The sequence below is a fragment of the Micromonospora musae genome, from assembly GCF_003626545.1.
Taxonomy (GTDB): Bacteria; Actinomycetota; Actinomycetes; order Mycobacteriales; family Micromonosporaceae; genus Micromonospora; species Micromonospora musae.
Window position 1 is genome coordinate 540,110 of sequence record NZ_RAZS01000006.1, and the last position, 16,718, is coordinate 556,827.

At 70.9% G+C, this 16,718-nt stretch carries 17 protein-coding genes and 2 tRNA genes; 14 read left to right on the forward strand and 5 right to left on the reverse strand.

Features of this window, described 5'->3' with window-relative positions; genetic code table 11:
• Window positions 1–91 precede the first annotated feature (91 nt).
• The 3 genes from D7147_RS19880 to D7147_RS19890 all read left to right on the forward strand — a co-directional run bounded on the left by D7147_RS19880 (window position 92) and on the right by D7147_RS19890 (window position 2,336).
• Window positions 92–493: a hypothetical protein gene (locus tag D7147_RS19880; protein WP_120679776.1), complete on the forward strand. Its 402-nt coding sequence runs from the start codon at window positions 92–94 to the stop codon at window positions 491–493.
• 106 nt (window positions 494–599) lie between these two features.
• Complete coding sequence (locus tag D7147_RS19885; RefSeq protein ID WP_120679778.1) at window positions 600–1,799, forward strand: DUF1015 family protein; 1,200 nt, start codon at window positions 600–602, stop codon at window positions 1,797–1,799.
• Between the two features lie 69 nt (window positions 1,800–1,868).
• Window positions 1,869–2,336: a ribose-5-phosphate isomerase gene (locus tag D7147_RS19890; protein ID WP_120679780.1), complete on the forward strand. Its 468-nt coding sequence runs from the start codon at window positions 1,869–1,871 to the stop codon at window positions 2,334–2,336.
• Between the two features lie 89 nt (window positions 2,337–2,425).
• Here D7147_RS19890 and D7147_RS19895 read toward each other — a convergent pair whose 3' ends face one another.
• Window positions 2,426–2,761 (reverse strand): hypothetical protein, encoded by a 336-nt coding sequence (locus D7147_RS19895; RefSeq protein WP_120679782.1) that lies wholly within the window; start codon window positions 2,759–2,761, stop codon window positions 2,426–2,428.
• 193 nt (window positions 2,762–2,954) lie between these two features.
• Here D7147_RS19895 and D7147_RS19900 point away from each other — a divergent pair, with 193 nt between their 5' ends.
• Window positions 2,955–3,494: a DUF2189 domain-containing protein gene (locus D7147_RS19900; RefSeq protein ID WP_120679784.1), complete on the forward strand. Its 540-nt coding sequence runs from the start codon at window positions 2,955–2,957 to the stop codon at window positions 3,492–3,494.
• 356 nt (window positions 3,495–3,850) lie between these two features.
• Here D7147_RS19900 and D7147_RS19905 read toward each other — a convergent pair whose 3' ends face one another.
• Window positions 3,851–5,995 carry a M14 family zinc carboxypeptidase gene (locus tag D7147_RS19905; RefSeq protein WP_120679787.1) on the reverse strand — a complete coding sequence of 715 codons (2,145 nt, stop codon included), beginning with the start codon at window positions 5,993–5,995 and terminating at the stop codon, window positions 3,851–3,853.
• Window positions 5,996–6,016: 21 nt separating this feature from the next.
• Here D7147_RS19905 and D7147_RS19910 point away from each other — a divergent pair, with 21 nt between their 5' ends.
• Complete coding sequence (locus tag D7147_RS19910; protein WP_233563226.1) at window positions 6,017–7,198, forward strand: major royal jelly family protein; 1,182 nt, start codon at window positions 6,017–6,019, stop codon at window positions 7,196–7,198.
• Window positions 7,199–7,319: 121 nt separating this feature from the next.
• On the opposite strand, the gene D7147_RS19915 is transcribed toward D7147_RS19910, so the two are convergent.
• Entirely contained in the window at window positions 7,320–7,901 is a 582-nt protein-coding gene (locus tag D7147_RS19915) for a GNAT family N-acetyltransferase (protein ID WP_120679789.1), read from the reverse strand.
• 197 nt (window positions 7,902–8,098) lie between these two features.
• Here D7147_RS19915 and D7147_RS19920 point away from each other — a divergent pair, with 197 nt between their 5' ends.
• The 3 genes from D7147_RS19920 to D7147_RS19930 all read left to right on the forward strand — a co-directional run bounded on the left by D7147_RS19920 (window position 8,099) and on the right by D7147_RS19930 (window position 9,776).
• Window positions 8,099–8,821 carry an acetate uptake transporter family protein gene (locus D7147_RS19920; protein ID WP_120679791.1) on the forward strand — a complete coding sequence of 241 codons (723 nt, stop codon included), beginning with the start codon at window positions 8,099–8,101 and terminating at the stop codon, window positions 8,819–8,821.
• Window positions 8,822–8,934: 113 nt separating this feature from the next.
• Entirely contained in the window at window positions 8,935–9,114 is a 180-nt protein-coding gene (locus D7147_RS19925; RefSeq protein ID WP_120679793.1) for a hypothetical protein, read from the forward strand.
• Window positions 9,115–9,329: 215 nt separating this feature from the next.
• The gene (locus D7147_RS19930) at window positions 9,330–9,776 is read left to right on the forward strand and encodes a GNAT family N-acetyltransferase (protein WP_120679939.1); all 447 of its coding nucleotides are present in this window, start codon (window positions 9,330–9,332) and stop codon (window positions 9,774–9,776) included.
• Window positions 9,777–9,938: 162 nt separating this feature from the next.
• On the opposite strand, the gene D7147_RS19935 is transcribed toward D7147_RS19930, so the two are convergent.
• Window positions 9,939–10,012: transfer RNA gene (locus D7147_RS19935), tRNA-Gly, on the reverse strand.
• Window positions 10,013–10,239: 227 nt separating this feature from the next.
• On the opposite strand from D7147_RS19935, the gene D7147_RS19940 reads away from it, so the two are divergent.
• The 6 genes from D7147_RS19940 to D7147_RS19965 all read left to right on the forward strand — a co-directional run bounded on the left by D7147_RS19940 (window position 10,240) and on the right by D7147_RS19965 (window position 15,678).
• Window positions 10,240–10,313 (forward strand) — tRNA-Pro (locus tag D7147_RS19940).
• Window positions 10,314–10,458: 145 nt separating this feature from the next.
• Window positions 10,459–11,808 (forward strand): trigger factor, encoded by a 1,350-nt coding sequence (tig, locus tag D7147_RS19945; protein ID WP_120679795.1) that lies wholly within the window; start codon window positions 10,459–10,461, stop codon window positions 11,806–11,808.
• Window positions 11,809–11,980: 172 nt separating this feature from the next.
• Window positions 11,981–12,622: an ATP-dependent Clp protease proteolytic subunit gene (locus D7147_RS19950; RefSeq protein WP_120679797.1), complete on the forward strand. Its 642-nt coding sequence runs from the start codon at window positions 11,981–11,983 to the stop codon at window positions 12,620–12,622.
• Window positions 12,623–12,632: 10 nt separating this feature from the next.
• Entirely contained in the window at window positions 12,633–13,295 is a 663-nt protein-coding gene (locus tag D7147_RS19955; protein WP_120679799.1) for an ATP-dependent Clp protease proteolytic subunit, read from the forward strand.
• A gap of 210 nt (window positions 13,296–13,505) precedes the next feature.
• Window positions 13,506–14,795 carry an ATP-dependent Clp protease ATP-binding subunit ClpX gene (clpX, locus tag D7147_RS19960; RefSeq protein ID WP_120679802.1) on the forward strand — a complete coding sequence of 430 codons (1,290 nt, stop codon included), beginning with the start codon at window positions 13,506–13,508 and terminating at the stop codon, window positions 14,793–14,795.
• 85 nt (window positions 14,796–14,880) lie between these two features.
• A complete protein-coding gene (locus D7147_RS19965) occupies window positions 14,881–15,678 on the forward strand; it encodes a carbon-nitrogen hydrolase family protein (protein WP_120679804.1) in 798 nt (265 codons plus the stop codon).
• A gap of 5 nt (window positions 15,679–15,683) precedes the next feature.
• Here the strand turns inward: D7147_RS19965 and D7147_RS19970 are convergent, their stop codons facing one another.
• Window positions 15,684–15,911, reverse strand: a complete 228-nt coding sequence (locus D7147_RS19970) for a hypothetical protein (protein WP_120679806.1) — start codon at window positions 15,909–15,911, stop codon at window positions 15,684–15,686.
• Between the last annotated feature and the right edge of the window lie 807 nt (window positions 15,912–16,718).

The following is a 16,718-nucleotide window of genomic DNA, read 5'->3' on the forward strand; positions in this document are numbered from 1 at the left end:
CCCGTCACCGCCCCGCCGTCGACCTCGTTTGGCCCGATGTCCGCCGCAGCCGTTCGCAATCGGTAAATTCGCAGCTCGTGGAGGCATCCCGATGGCCAAGCACCGCCATGCTCCCGGTGACGATCCGCTGAAGTCGGAAGAGTCGGCCGAGAACCCCGCGTACTGGTCGGTCGACGACTCCCGCTGGCCGGCGGTCCGACCCGACCTGCCCAAGGACGTGGCGGACCTGCTCGCCCCACCGATCGTGGTGGGCGTCGCCCGGGTGGCGGCGACGTCCCGGCTGACCCCACCCGGCGCGCCGCCGAACCGGGGCCGGCGGACTCCGCCCGGCGTGGCGCCCACGCCGGCCCTGCTGGGATCGTCGAACACCGCCGGCACGCCGATCGGGCGGATCAAGCCGCCGCCGACCAACCGCCCGGCGGACGCAGCCGACCAGAGCCGCCCGCCCGCCTCCGCGGGCCGGCACCGCCGGAGCAACGACCGCCGCTTCTGACCGCCCGCCCGTGCGGACCGATCCACCCCGGCCGCCGCTTTCACCTGTTGGACGGCGGCCCGGGTCCACGTCCCCGGCCGGCCCGGCGACGGTAGCGTCAGCGGGCATGACGGTCGTGCATCCGATCGCCCGGGCCTGGATCACCACTGGCGGCACCGGCGCGCAGAACTACGACGAGTTCGCCGACGACGCGGAGATCACCGCGATCATCGAGGCGAACCCGCACAGTGCCCTCGGCATCGAGATGCCGCACCGGGCGCCGGGGAGCCTCGGCAGGTCCTTCCTCGACGCGCTGCCCGACGCGGTGGCCCGGCTGACCGAGGCGAAGGCCGACGGGAGCTACACCCCGGCCGAGCAGGTGGTCGTGCTCTACCGGATCACCGCTCCGGGCGAGGAGCCGGCGTACGGGCTCTTCGCGATGGTGGAGACCGACCAGATCTCCACCCGGGCCGACGAGCCCGGTCTGGTGATCCGCAACGAGGACGTCTTCATCGCCAAGGTCCGCGAGCGCGTCGCCCTGGCCGAGTCGCTCGGCCACCTGCTCTCGCCGGTGCTGCTGCTGCAGACCGGACGCGGTGCGGAGCTGCACGAGGTGCTCGCCGACGCCACCGAGGCGGCGGGCGCGCCGGCCGCCACCGACCTCGACCAGGCGGGGCGTACCCATGCGATCTGGCTGGTGGCGCCGGGGCCGCAGCAGGACGAGCTGACCCGCCTCGCCGGCGGCGGCGAGCTGGTGGTGGCAGACGGCAACCACCGCAGCCTCGCCGCGCAGACCGGCGGCCTGTCGCGTTTCCTGGCGGTGGTCACCACGCCCCGTTCGGTCGCCATCCAGCCGTACAACCGGCTGGTCAGCGAGCTGACCACCAGCGGCGACGAGCTGGTGGAGCGGCTGCGCGCCGCGGGTGCGGAGGTCACCCCGATCGCCGGTCCGGTCGAGGTGCCGGCCACCGGCGGCACCGTCCATCTCCGGCTCGCCGGCCAGGGGTACGCGGTGCGCCTGCCGCGCGTCGCGGGCGACCGGTTGGAGAACCTGGACCACGCCCTGGTCGAACGGCTGCTGCTGCGTGACGCGCTCGGCCTCGACCCGGGCGACAAGCGGATCACCTACGTCGGCGGTGACTATCCGGCGAGCTGGCTGACCGGCGAGGTCGACTCCGGTCGGGCCGAGCTCGCCGTCCTGATCGCCCCGGTGACCGTGGACGACTTCGTCGCGGTGAACCTGGCGCGGGAGAAGATGCCGCGCAAGAGCACCTGGTTCACGCCGAAGGCGCGGGGCGGCCTGGTCGTCGCCGAGCTGCCGCGCTGAGCTGTGACGAACCGCCCGGTGGCGCCGCCCCTGCAGCGTCACCGGGCGCGGCCTGACAGACTGCGCGTTATGCGCGTCTACCTGGGATCCGACCACGCCGGCTACGAGCTGAAGGTGCACCTGGCCAGCTACCTGGCCAACCAGGGCTACGAGGTGGTCGACGTCGGCCCGCACGTCTTCGACCCCGACGACGACTACCCGGCCTTCTGCCTGCACACCGGCGACCGGGTGGTGGCCGACGAGGGCAGCCTCGGCGTGGTGATCGGCGGTTCCGGGAACGGTGAGCAGATCGCCGCCAACAAGATCGCCGGGGTGCGGGCCGCGCTCGCCTGGAACATCGAGACCGCACAGCTGTCCCGGGAGCACAACGACGCGAACATCGTGGCCGTCGGCGCCCGCCAGCACACCCTGGACGAGGCGACCGCCATCGTCGAGGCGTTCCTCAACACCCCGTTCTCCGGCAACGAGCGGCACGCCCGCCGGATCGTGCAGGTCGCCGCGTACGAGGCGAGCCGGGAGCTTCCTCCGCTGCCCTGATGCACCGGGGTCGGGGCCACCCCCGGTGGTCCCGACCGGCCGGTCCCGGGCCGGCGACGATCGAGGCGGCGCGCCCCTCTTCGACCGGCTCAGCGCGGCGGCCGGGGCAGCTCTTCGCGGGGCACCCAGTTGCGCCGGACGACGACGACCCGCTCCTCGGCCTCGGCCAGGTCCTGCTCGGTCGGCCGGGCGGCGTCCCGCGCCCGCAGCGCCGCGCTGAGCCGCACCTGCGAAGAGCCGGAGCCGACCAGACCACGGAGCCCGCGCTCGCTCTCCCGCTCGTCGCCGGCCGGGCCGCGGCGGCGGGACACCTCGGGCCCGTCGTGCACCCGCGCGGTGCTGGCCGACGGTCCGTCGGGGTCCCGGGTCTGCTGTTCGGCGTTCTGGTGTCGCAGTCGGCGTCGCCGTCGCTCCGCATCACCCATCCCCCGACCGTACCGTCGCGGCCCGCGTACCGCCGCCCGTCGTTCCTCCGACCGGCCGGGCGGTCGTGGGTCCGGCGACGCCGGTCCGGTCCGTCCGCAGTCGGGTGCTGCCGGGCTCGGCGACCGATTTGCCGGGTGGCTACCCTCGGAGCGAGGCGCCGACGGCGCCGTCGGTACAGGGGAGGGGACGAGCATGGCGGACCAGACACAGCCGTGGGCGGAGCGGACCGTCGAGGTGCCGCCGCAGCCCGGGGTGGTGCCGCAGCAGCGGGACGGCTTCCGCCGCGGGGTGGCCTCGGTCGGTCAGCCGCAGACGCCCCGTACCGAACCGTTCCCGGTCGTGGAGGAGCCGACCGGCACCGGCTGGCCCGGCGAACCGGTGCCGCGGCGGCCGGTCAGCTGGCATCTGGCCCAGCTCCGCCGCGGTGGCGAGTGGAGCGCCGCGGGCGGGCTCTTCGCCTTCGTCTGCTGGGGGATCTGGGCGATCTCCGGTCGGGGCAACCTGACCGGCCCGTTCCTGATCTTCGTGCTGAGCCTGCTCGTCGCGGTCGGCCTCTTCGCGCTCTCCCGGCTGCTCGGCCGTGTGATCATCGAGCGGCAGCTCGGCCGGGTCCGGCGGACCGCGCGGGGCGCGCACCTGATCACGGCGGTCTTCCTCGTCGGGCTGGGCGTCGCGTGGCTCCAGCAGACCGAGTGGGTCGTCTCCGCCTGGAACTGGATCACCGGAAACTGAGAGGGTGTTTGAGGAGGCTCGCCCGTAGCGAGCCGGGTGCCAGGCGGCGTTCGGCAAGGCGGCGGTTCGCCCGGATACCGGTGTTGTATCCGGGCGAACCGACAACGCGGCCGGGCGTCGTCTGTGGCCGGCGCAGTAGGGCACGGCCTTCTCAAACACCCTCTGAGCCCCCGCGGTAGGGGCGGGCGGGCCGGCCTGCGCCGCCCGCCCGCCCCTCCGGTCGCGGAATCGCCGCGACGCCGGTCGTCCTCCGCCAGGATGGTGCCGCTTACCCGGCCGGCCGCGGTTCATCCGCGGCCGGCCGGCGCAGCTCGAAGGGGCCGGCCGGCCGGGTGTCCCGGCCGGCCGGCGTCCCGTCAACCCTCCTGCGCGGCGGCGTAGTCGCGGGCGACCCGGACCATCTCCACGAGCCCACCGGCGTACTCCTGGGACTCGCCGTGCGCCTCGTCGAACGGCGGCTGGAAGCCGACGCCCTCCCACTGACCGGTGGCCGGATTCCACCGGTCGTTGCCCACCTCGAAGTCCCAGGCGAAGATGCCGAGCTCGTAGTAGAGCTCGTCGGCGGAGTTGCCGGCGGCCGAGTAGAGCACGTCCGCGACCGGGCCGGTCTGCGAGGGCCAGGTGACCGTGCCGCGCTCCTGGGCGATGGCGCCGACGATGCGCCGGGCGCTGTCCAGGAAGAGCTTCGACTCGTCGATCGACGGCCGGGGCAGGGTGACCCGTCCGTCGGCCTTGTACGCCCCCGGCGGCCACATGAAGTACCCGCCGTAGGAGTGCACGTTCATCGCGAACCGGATGTTGTCGTGCTCCCGGGCCAGCGCGACGACGTTGCGGCTCTCCGCCTCGGAGAGCTCACCGGTGCCGGCGTACGAGCCGGAGAGGCAGTTGCTGCTGGCGCCCACGTAACCGTCGAAGTGCGAGCCGACCGTGTAGTTGCGGTTGAGGTCCACGCCCCACGAGTCGCGGTTCGCCGGGTCCCGGCTGACGCCGGTGCAGTGGTTCACCAGGTTCTTGCGCTGGAAGTCGAAGTCGTGGAACGAGTAGTTCGCCCCGTCCGGGTTCACCGTCGGGATGACGAAGATCTCCGTCTGCTCCAGCAGCTCGCGGGTGGCCGGGTCGGTACGCGAGTTGGCCAGCATCCGCTCCGCGAACTCCAACGTGACCAGCGGGGTGGCCCACTCCCGGGCGTGCTCCTGCGAGTAGGCCAGGACGCCGATGCGGGAACCGTCGCGGTGCACGCCGATGCGCAGCGCCTGCACCGTCCACGGCTTGGTCGACACCTCCGTGCCCTGGAGTCCGTCGTCGAGGCGTACCGGCGCGACCACCGGCATGGGCAGTCCGGCCGAGCCCTGCTCCACGAACGCCTGGAACCGGTTGGCGAACCGCGCGTTGATCACGGCGGCGACCTGATCGGTGCTGCTCGTCACCTTGCCGGCCCCGTCGGTGGCGAGGGAGACGGTGAGCACCCGGTCCCGGTAGGTCGCGGTTAGCGGCCGGTTCGCCCGACCGGGATCGACCGTGCGCACCTGGACACCGTTCATGCCCTGGTCACCGAAGCGCACCGACTCCACCACCACGGCGGCGGCCGCCGGATCACCGAGGTACGCGACGGCGGTGCGCCGGTACCCCTGGGTCTTGTTCGGCAGGTCGATCACGTCTACCAGGTCGCGGTACTGGCGGGCGAGCCGCTTGATCCGCGCCTGGATGTCCGTCGGCGTGAGGTACGCGTCGATGAAGTCCTTCTGGTAGCCCTCGGGCAGCGGCGGCGGCGTGGCGTTGGGCCAGACCGCCGGGGTGACGGGGCGGCTCACCCCGCCCAGGCTGGACGTGGCGGTCACCTGCACCGGCCGGCTCGGCACCGGCACGGGCTGCGCGTAGTGGTACTGGTACTCGCCCGAGTCCTCGAACCGGAAGAGCGGGAACGAGCCGGTCGCGCCGTCGGCGGCCCGCCAGCTCACCGTGATCTCGACGTCCGGGTCGTCGGTGGCGGTCGTGGCGACCTGGGTCTGCACGAACGTCTGCCCGTTGCTGGTCCACCAGTACGCCTGGAGGAACTGGAGCGTGTCGACGGCCGCGGCGCTCGCCGTGCGCTGGCCGGCAGCCGGGGCGCGCAGCCCGGCGGCGGTGCGGGCCTGGGAAGCGCGGAGGCTCTCCGCGAAGTGCCGCTCGCCGTCGCCCGCGCGCTGCACCACCTGCAGCGGGGTGGCCCCCTGCGCGGTCAGCTCGGCGAGCTGGACGCCGGTGAGCACCAGGTCGGCGAAGATCCGGCCGTCCGCCGACCGGGGACGGTTGGCGAGGTCCGCGCCCCGGGCCACCAACTGGTCGAGCTGCGCCTGGTCGCGGAGCTGCACGCGGACCAGCGCGGTCTCGTCGTCGGCCAGGGCCACCCTTGGCGGTGTGGCGGGGGCCGGCGCGGCGGTGCCGGAGCCGGGATGGGACAGCACCACGCTGACCAGGATCGCTGCGGTGGCCGCGGCCGCCCACCTTCGGGGGACGATCATGTGCCCTCCTGACGGAAATCGATGTCGCTGCCCTCCCACACCAGTCGACAGATCGACATCTGTCAAGAGATCGGCGTCGGAGTGGTGTTTGGACGGGCGCGCGGCGGGAAGGGGACGCCGTCCCGCGCCGGGACCGAACGCCTCGCCCTGCTGGAGGAGCACATGCCGTTGCCGACCCGGACGGACAGCCGCCTGATCCCGACGGTGCGCAACGACCGTGTCTGCACCGGCGTGACGACCGTCGAGGGACGCGTCTTCGTGAGCTTCCCCGCCGCGGATTCACCGGGAGCGCAGGTGGCCGAGGCGCTGCCGGACGGCCGGCGGGTGCCGTGGCCGGACGAGTCGTGGAACGCGGTCCAGGACGAGCCCCGCCCCGACGGGGCGTACGTGCACGTCAACGGCGTACGCACCGGGCCGGACGGCCAGCTGTGGATCATCGACTCGGGTGCGCCGGGGCCGGGCCGGCCGCAGGTCCCCGGCGCCGCCCGGCTGATCGTGACCGACCCGGCCACCGCCGCGGTGACCCGGATCTACCACCTCACCGAGGCGGTCCGGGACGACAGTTACGTCGACGACGTGCGGTTCAACGGGGCGATCGCGTACCTCACCGACGCCGGGGCGCCCGGCCTGATCGTGCTCGACCTCGCGTCGGGGCGGGCCCGTCGGGTGCTGGACGGGCACCCCAGCACGGTGGGGCGGCGGCTGATCGCCGACGGGGAGGTGCTGCACGACTCCGCCGGCGACGAGATTGTCCTGCACGCCGACCAGCTCGAGGTCTCCCCGGACGGGCGCCACCTTTACTACCAGCCCGCCTCCGGGGGCCTGTCCCGCATCGAAACCCGTTGGCTCGACGACCCGACGCTCGACCCCGCCACGGTGGCCGGGTACGTGGAGCCGTGGCTCGACACCCCGACCACCGGTGGCACCGCCATCGACGCGGACGGCACGATCTACCTCAGCGACGCCGAGCGGCGGCGCATCCTCACCATCACTTCGGAGCGGGTGGTGACGATGCTCGTCGCCGATCCCCGCCTGGCCTGGGTGGACGCCATGTGGATCGACTCCGGTGGCGACCTCTGGCTGCCCGCCGCCCAGCTGCACCGCACGCCGGGCCTCTCCGGGGGCGTGAACCGCGTCGACTACCCGCTCTGGATCTACCGGCTGAACGTCGGCGTCGGCCCCGCGCCCAACGACCACGCCTGATCCGCACCGCGGCCCGGCTCGGCCCGGCCCGGAGTCTTCGACGCGGCTCGGCGTCATGCGGCGTGGCCCGGCCCGGCGTCTTCGACGCGGCCCGGCTCGGCTCGGCGTCGTGCGGCTCGGCTCAGGGTCGTGCGGCCTCGGCCGACCGGGCGGCGAGCCACTCGTCCCGGGTGAGCGCGTACTCGACCTCGCCGAGCTCCGTGCCGGGCAGCGGATCGTCGAAGTCCAGGTGGAAGGTTCGGACGTACCGCAGGCCCACCGAGGCCATCGTGGCGCGGGACCCCTCGTTCACCGTCATCGTCTCGGCGAAGATCCGGTTCAGGCCCAGCTCCTCGAAGCCGTGCCGGATCAGCTCGCGGGCCCCCTCGCTGGCCAGCCCCCGGCGCCAGTACCGGCGCAGCAGGCGGTAGCCCAGTTCGGCCTGGCCCGCCACCGGGCCCTGGTCGGCGCGCTCCGGCGGTTCGAGGATCCACCAGCCGACGAAGTCCCCGTCGACGAGACCGGCCCAGAAGCCGAGCCCCGGCACCCGCCGCGCCGCCGCGAGCCGCCGCCCGTGCAGGACCTCCACCTCCGCGCGGGTACGAGGCGGACCGAGGTACCGCATCACCTCGGGGTCGGCGTCGAGCTCCACCTCGTGGTCGAGATGCTCGTCGGCGAGCGGAACGAGGCGGATCCGGGCGGTGTGCAGCGTCGCTTGGGGCATGCGCCGGATTTTCGCCCCGACACCCGAACCGGACCAGCCATTTTCCGTCCGGCGGGGCCCGGTGCGACCGGGTCGGACGGTGGCCCGGCCCGGTGCCGGGGGAAGAGGCAGGTGAATGGGAGCCGTCGGAGGGGGTAGACGGCGCCGACGTTCGGACGGACCGGCGGGGAGTCCGCCGTCGTGACGAGGAGGATCAGATGTCCCGCGTTTCACACGCGCAACCGCACGACGGCGAGTTCGAGTTCTGGCGCAACCACGCCCAGATCTCACTGCAGCCGGTGGCCGCGCCGTCCATCCTCGGCCTGTTCGGTTTCGCCGCGGCCACCTTCGTCGTCGCGGCGAACCTGGCCGGCTGGTACGGCGACACGGGAACCCCACGTTTCCTGTTCCCCTTCGCCGCCCTCACCGGCGGGCTCGCCCAGTTCCTCGCCGGAATGTGGGCGTACCGGGCGCGCGACGGCCTCGCCACCGCGATGCACGGAATCTGGGGGGCGTTCTGGCTCGCCTACGGCGTGCTCTTCCTGCTCGTCGCGGTCGGCGCACTGACCCCGCCGAACCCGTTCGTCCCGCTCGGCTACTGGTTCATCGCGCTCGCCGCGATCACCTGGTCGGGCACGTTCGCCGCGCTCGCGGAGAGCATCGGTCTGGCGGCGGTGCTCGCCACGCTCGCCGCCGGCGCCACCTGCCAGGCGATCGGTCAGATCGCCGGCATCTCGGGCTGGCGGACGGCGGGCGCCTACATCTTCATCGTCTCCGCCGTGATCGCCTGGTACACCGCCACGGCGATGATGCTGGAAGGGACGTACCGGCGCGTGGTCCTGCCGATCGGCAAGATGCGGGCCCCGGACCGGCCGGGCCAGGAGCCGCGCCAGGTCATCCAGTTCATGGCCGGTGAACCGGGCGTCAAGGTCGGCCAGTGACGTAACCCGGCAGGCACAGGTTTCGGGCGGGTCCGCGACGTTGCGGGCCCGCCCGACTGCACCACGGGGTACGTGGGACAGCGCCGACGGGGCCGGGCGCATAGCGTCTCTGCATGTCTTCCGGCAATCGACTCCCCGAGCTGCTCTTCGCCATCGTTCTGGCCTGCGTGCTGACCGCCGTCTTCTTCGGCGTCCTCTACCGGGTCGTGCGGGTGGCCGTACGCGACGGCATCGAGGATGCGGATCGGCGGGTCCTTCGGCCGGCCGGGCGCGGGGACGCCGAGAGCGGCTAGTCCGCTGCGCCGGCCTCGACGCGATCACCGACCTGCTGAAGTCTGAACGCTCTGCCGCGTTCCGGCCGATCCGTCCGGGACGGGCCTTGGTCGGCCGGCCGCCGATAGCCGCTGGCAGTCGGCACGAGGCAGCAGCGCGTCAGGAGGAGCAGGTGTCATGTCTTGAGGCCGATCGTCCATTTCCAGCAGCGGTGGGCCTGGGAGAGGATGCCGAGGTGGTGCAGATCCGGCTGTTCCGGCCTGGCGACGGCTCGGCGGTAGCCGACCTCGTCCAGCGGTGTCTGCGCGAGGTCAACAGTCGCGATTACCCTGCGGAGATCGTCGAGCGCATGTGCCGCCACTTCTCTGAAGAGCGGATCGCGCAGCTCGCCGACGAACGGCAGATGTTCGTCGCCGAGCAGGCGGGGATCGTGGGCACCGTCTCCCGCGACGGCAACAGGGTCTTCACCATGTTCGTCCATCCCGAGGTGACCGGCCAGGGTGTCGGACGGCGATTGATGCGTCACATCGAGCTGCTCGCGGCGGCCGAGGGCTGTGACTACATGGAAACTGGCGCGAGCATCACCGGGCACGGGTTCTACCGGCGGCTGGGCTACGTCGACTTACGCAGCAGCGAGACGGAGTTCGGCCTCAACTACATCCTCCGGAAAGCACTGCCATGACGATGCCGGAGACGCCGGCGGTGGCTTCCAGGCGGCCGTGGGAGTCACAGCGTCGGAGCGAATCTCCTCGTCAGGCGTAGGACCTTCCGCCTCCCCGCACGCTGGGGGAGATGCGGAAGGCCCAGGTGCCGCGATCATGCGGTCTACCTGGGCCTTCGTGGGTGGAGCGGGCGACGGGAATCGAACCCGCACCGTCAGTTTGGAAGACTGAAGCTCTGCCATTGAGCTACGCCCGCGTGCGCCCCGAGACGCGGGGCGCGCCCGACAGCCTACCGAATGTCCCGGTGCCGCGCGCAGCCGCACCCGGCTCGCCGCGCCGCACGGGCATCCGAGGTCGACTCGACTTGTGGGTGCGTCGCGCCGTCCCGACGCGCCGACACCGCGACTTCCCGGGAAAACGGGCCCGGCGGAGTCCGCCCCGAGGCCCGAGCCGGGGCGCGAAGGCATACACTCTTCGTCGCCACGGGGTGTGGCGCAGCTTGGTAGCGCACTCGCTTTGGGAGCGAGGGGCCGTGGGTTCAAATCCCGCCACCCCGACTGTCGTCCGCGGCCGGGTCGCCCCGGGTGCCGCCGTTTTCCGCTGCGGTTCCCGGGCGCTGCCGGAGTGCCCGGCCGGCTCGCCTACACTCGATGGGCTGAATCCACGCCCAGACTCAACTGAGATCCGTCAAGGAGTACGCCTGTGAAGAGCACCGTCGAGACTCTGAGCCCGACGCGCGTGCGGCTCGCCATCGAGGTGCCGTTCGTCGAGCTCGAGCCGAGCCTCCAGAAGGCGTACCGGGAGATCGGCCAGCAGGTCCAGGTTCCCGGCTTCCGCCGGGGCAAGGTGCCGGCCGCGGTGATCGACCAGCGGGTGGGCCGGGGCACCGTCCTCAACGAGGCGGTGCAGGAGGCCATCCCGCAGCAGATTCTCGCCGCGGTCCGTGAGCACGACCTGAAGACGCTCGGTCGCCCCGAGGTCGAGATCACCGAGTTCAACGACGGTGACTCGCTGAACTTCACCGCCGAGGTCGACGTCCGCCCGGAGATCACGCTGCCCGACCTCGCCACCGTCGAGGTGACGGTGGACGAGCTCCAGATCGACGACAGCGAGATCGACGAGCAGGTGAAGAACCTGCGTGAGCGGTTCGCGACGCTGAAGACCGTGGAGCGGGCCGCCCAGGAGGGCGACTACGTCCAGATCGACCTGAACGCCACCGTCGACGGTGAGGACGTGCCGGGCGGCTCGGCCAGCAACATCTCGCACGAGGTCGGCAGCAAGCAGCTCCTTCCGGGCCTGGACGAGGCCGTGGTCGGCGTCGCGGCCGGCGAGAGCAAGACCTTCACCACCCAGCTGGTCGGCGGCGACTACGCCGGTCGGGACGCCGACGTGGCGGTGACCGTTCGCACGGTCAAGGAGAAGGAGCTGCCGGAGCTGGACGACGAGTTCGCCCAGCTGGCGAGCGAGTTCGACACCATCGAGGAGCTCCGCAACGACCTGCGCGAGCGGGTCACCCGGGGTAAGCAGGTCGAGCAGATCTACGCCGCCCGGGACAAGGCGCTGGAGCAGCTGGTCGCCGCCGCCGAGGTGCCGGCGCCGGAGGGGGTCGTCCGCGAGGAGGTCGCGAGCCGCAAGCAGGCCATGGTCGACCAGCTCGAGCGGATCGGCGCCACCATGGAGGACTACCTCGCCTCGGAGGAGAAGACCGAGGAGCAGATCGACACCGAGCTGACCGACGCCGCCACTCAGGGCGTCAAGGTCCAGCTGCTGCTGGACACCGTCGCCGACGCCGAGAACGTCGAGGTCTCGGACGACGAGTTCGGTCACGAGATCGTGCACCGGGCCCAGCACGCCGGGATGGCCCCGCAGCAGTACTACGACCAGCTCGTGCGCTCGGGCACGGCGCCCGCTGTCTACGGCGACGTCCGGCGCGGCAAGGTCCTCTCTTCGATCATGGAGCGGATCACGATCAAGGACGCCGCGGGCAACGAGGTCAGCCTCGACGCGCTGCGGGCCGCCAACGAGGCCGAGCACCACAACCACGAGCACTGATCATCGGGGAGAGGCCGTCATCCGCCGCTTGCGGTGGGTGGCGGCCAAAACCCTTTTCCGGGTACGTCCCGACGGTGGCTGCGCTGTGAGCGAACAGTGCCACGACCGGGACTCTGCCGCCCGGCAGAGCGGTTAGTGTCGGGTAGGACGGTACGGAGAGCGAAGGGCTGCCATGACCGACATGCACATCCCACCGAAGCCGCTCCGGGCGATTGACGCCCGAGGTGGCGACAACATTGGCAACCTCGACGACTCGGTCTACAACCGGTTGCTCAAGGAGCGGATCATCTTCCTGGGCAGCGAGGTGACCGACCAGGTCGCCAACCGCATCTGCGCGCAGCTGCTGCTGCTCGCCGCGGAGGACCCGGACCGCGACATCAACCTCTGGATCAACTCGCCGGGTGGCTCGGTCTACTCGGGCATGGCGATCTACGACACCATGCAGTTCATCGACAACGACGTGTCGACCGTCGCGATGGGCATGGCCGCCTCGATGGGGCAGCTGCTGCTCTGCGCGGGCACGAAGGGCAAGCGTTACGCCCTGCCGCACGCGCGGATCATGATGCACCAGCCGTCGGGTGGCGTGGGTGGCACCGCCGCCGACATCGCCATCCAGGCGGAGCAGATGCTCTACACGAAGCGGATGTTCCAGGAGCGGGTCTCTCACCACACCGGTCAGGCCCCCGCGCAGATCGAGGCGGACTCGGACCGCGACCGTTGGTTCACCGCCCAGGAGGCCGTGGACTACGGCTTCATCGACAAGGTCATCACCGGAGCCACCCAGGTTCCGGAGGGTGCCGGGACTCTGAGCTGAGGAGCTGACGATGACCGACCTGAGTTTGCCACCCCAGTTCGCGGCCGTGCACAACCGCTACGTGCTGCCGTCGTTCGTGGAGCGCACCTCGTACGGGGTGAAGGAGTCCAACCCGTACAACAAGCTCTTCGAGGACCGGATCATCTTCCTCGGCGTCCAGGTGGACGACGCGTCGGCGAACGACGTGATGGCCCAGCTGCTGACGCTGGAGGGCACCGACCCGGACCGCGACATCATCATGTACATCAACTCGCCGGGCGGCTCGTTCACGGCCATGACGGCGATCTACGACACCATGCAGTACGTCCGGCCGGACATTCAGACGGTCTGTCTGGGTCAGGCGGCCAGCGCCGCCGCGGTGCTGCTCGCGGCCGGCACCCCGGGTAAGCGGATGGCGCTGCCGAACTCGCGGATCATCATCCACCAGCCGGCCACCGAGGGCGGCTACGGGCAGGGCTCGGACATCGAGATCCAGGCTCGGGAGATCCTGCGGATGCGGACGCAGCTGGAGGACATGCTGTCCCGCCACTGCAACCGCCCGATCGAGCAGGTTCGCAAGGACATCGACCGTGACAAGATCATGACGGCCGAGGAGTCCCGCGAGTACGGGCTGGTCGACACCATCCTGACCAGCCGCAAGAAGGGCCTGCTGGCCGCCAACGCCGCCAGCTGACCGATTTCGGGTCAGAGGTCGGTCGGGGCGTCGATCCCGGCCGGCCTCTGACACACCCGTTTTGGGGGTCGGAGAAAACTCCGCCAGCGGGTAACGTCGGGTCTGTACCGCTTCGCTGGGTCGGACCGGCGGGGTGCAAGAGACGGGCGGGGCGTAGCCGCCGCAGGTCATGGCCGGGTCTCCGGCCGATTGAGTGCAGGGAGAACGTAGGTGGCACGGATCGGTGACGGCGGCGACCTACTGAAGTGCTCCTTCTGCGGTAAGTCGCAGAAGCAGGTCAAGAAGCTCATTGCGGGGCCCGGCGTCTACATCTGCGACGAGTGCATCGATCTCTGCAACGAGATCATCGAGGAGGAGCTGGCCGAGTCCGGCGAGGTGAAGTGGGAAGAGCTTCCCAAGCCGATGGAGATCTGCCAGTTCCTCGACAACTACGTCGTCGGCCAGGACCAGGCCAAGAAGGCGCTCTCGGTAGCGGTCTACAACCACTACAAGCGCATCCAGGCCGAGGCGTCCGGTGCCCCCGGTTCGGACACCGTCGAGCTGGCGAAGTCCAACATCCTGCTGCTCGGGCCGACGGGGTGCGGGAAGACCCACCTGGCGCAGACCCTCGCCCGGATGTTGAACGTCCCGTTCGCGATCGCCGACGCCACCGCCCTCACCGAGGCCGGCTACGTCGGTGAGGACGTGGAGAACATCCTCCTCAAGCTCATCCAGGCCGCCGACTACGACATCAAGCGCGCCGAGACCGGCATCATCTACATCGACGAGGTCGACAAGATCGCCCGCAAGTCGGAGAACCCGTCGATCACGCGGGACGTCTCCGGCGAGGGCGTTCAGCAGGCGCTGCTCAAGATGCTGGAAGGCACCGTGGCGAACGTGCCGCCGCAGGGCGGCCGGAAACACCCGCACCAGGAGTTCATCCAGATCGACACCACCAACGTGCTCTTCATCTGCGGTGGTGCCTTCGCCGGGCTCGACCAGATCATCGAGGCCCGCACCGGTTCCGGCGGGACCGGCTTCGGCGCCCGGCTCCGATCGGTCTCCGAGCGCTCGACCGACGACATCTTCAGCCAGGTCATGCCGGAGGACATGCTCAAGTTCGGGCTGATCCCCGAGTTCATCGGCCGGCTTCCGGTGATCACCAGCGTGCGCAGCCTCGACCGCGACGCCCTGGTGCAGATCCTCACCGAACCCCGCAACGCGCTGGTACGCCAATATCAGCGCCTCTTCGAGCTCGACGGCGTCGAGCTGGAGTTCGAGGAGCCGGCGCTGGAGGCGATCGCCGATCAGGCCATGCTGCGCGGTACGGGTGCGCGCGGATTGCGGGCGATCATGGAAGAGGTCCTGCTCTCCGTGATGTACGAGGTGCCAAGCAACCCGGACGCCGCGCGGGTGCTGATCACTCGCGAAGTGGTGCTCGAGAACGTCAACCCGACGATCGTGCCGCGCGAGTTCACCGGCCGGCGTGCCCGCCGGGATCGCGAGGAGAAGTCCGCCTGAGTTCCGGGGGCCCGCCTGCCGGGGCTGAGGGTTGGCGGCTCACCGACCCTGTCCGGCGGGCCGCTGTCCCCGTACGCTGAGGCTCATGCGTGTCGCCGTCTGCCAGCTCAACACGCGCGAGGACCGCAAGGCCAACCTCGCCGCCGCGGAGGAGTTGCTGGAGCGCGCCGCGGCCGGCGGCGCGGACTTCGCGCTCCTACCGGAGTACGTCGACTACCTCGGCCCTGGGCCCGGCATGCCCGCAGCCGAGCCGGTCGACGGGGAGGTCGGCGAGTTCTTCGCCTCCGTCGCGCGTCGGCTGGGTATCTGGGTGATCGCCGGCTCGTTCCACGAGGCCGGCCCGGACCCGGAGCACACCTGGAACACCTCGCTGGTCTTCGACCGCGCCGGCGCGCTCGCCGCCAGCTACCGGAAGATCCACCTTTACGACGTGGAGATTCCCGGCCGGGTCTCGTACCGGGAGTCGGCGACGGTGGCGCCGGGGGATCAGCCGGTGGTGGTGACCGTCGACGGCGTACGCGTCGGCTTGTCGATCTGCTACGACCTGCGCTTTCCTGAGCTCTACCGGCGACTCGCGACCGAGGGCGACGCCCAGGTGCTCGTGGTTCCCGCCGCGTTCATGCAGCACACCGGTCGCGATCACTGGGAGGTGCTGCTGCGCGCTCGCGCCATCGAGAACCAGTGCTACGTCGTGGCCGCCGGTCAGATCGGTGATCACGAGCCGGGGCGGACCTGTTTCGGCCGCAGCATGGTCGTCGACGCCTGGGGGACGGTGCTCTGCCAGGTGCCGGACGGCTCCGGTGTGGCCTTCGCCGATCTGGATCTCGACCGGCTCGCCGCCATCCGGGCCGAGCTGCCGAGCCTGGCCAACCGGCGGCTCTGACCGGGTCACCCCTGCAGCAGGACACCCACCAGGGCGAAGCCGGCGATCGCGGCCGCGGTCACCACCAGCGCGGTGGTCATGCGGGAGGGCCCTCGCCGGGCCAGCCGGCCGACCGACAGTACGACGACGACGAGGACGAAGGCGCCGATCACCAGCTGCCAGAAGGGCAGCAGCAGCCCGAGCACCGCCTCTTCGGCGAGCGGGGCGGCGGACGGCCCGGAGTCGACATCCATGACAGACACTCTGACACGTATCGGCGCCGGTGAGCAGGGTCGCAAGGGGCAGTCATCCGAGTGCGTACGGCTGGGTCGGCTGCCGCACCGGGTCGCGCGGTGATCCGGGCGGCGGGCGGGGTCGAACAGGGGCGGTACGCAAGCGTGGCCGGCGGGTGTCGCTCCGGGTCTGCGAGGGTCTCGCCCGACGGATTCGGGGCGTCATCCACGGACAGTGACCGGCGTTGATTTGCCTTCTTCGGGGCGTCCGCGTAACTTTCTCTCTGCACGGGGGAGGCCGGACAAACCGGCCGAGAACGGGCGCCCAGGTTCGTGGCGGGAACGCCGAGCGAGGCTGGAGCGGGCGGTGCGAAAACACTCCGGAAATTCGGAGTTGCGAACGCGAAGCCGACCGGGTAAAGTACTGAAGCCGGCAGGAGCCGGGCGGATGGCCGCGAAGCGGCGATCGGCCGGTCTGCGGTTTCCCACGACAGCAACGACCGCCTCAATCGGGCGTGCGTCGACGTGGGCCCCGACGAAGCAGTTGATCTTCTCTGGTAGAGTTGACAGCGAAGTTCGGACCGGGTAGTTTGGAACGGTTGCCCCGAGACGGGTTCCGCGGAGCGGAGCTTCTGAACGGTGTGTGGTTGTTCTTTGAGAACTCAACAGGGTGCTTGATAAGCCAGTGCCAAATTGATTATTACCCCGGACTGGTTGATTCTTCGGGATCTTCCGGTTGGGATTCCTTTGGCAACATTTTGTTGCCGGGACATTTTTTCCACAAAGATTTTTGTTGGAGAGTTTGATCCTGGCTCAGGACGAACGCTG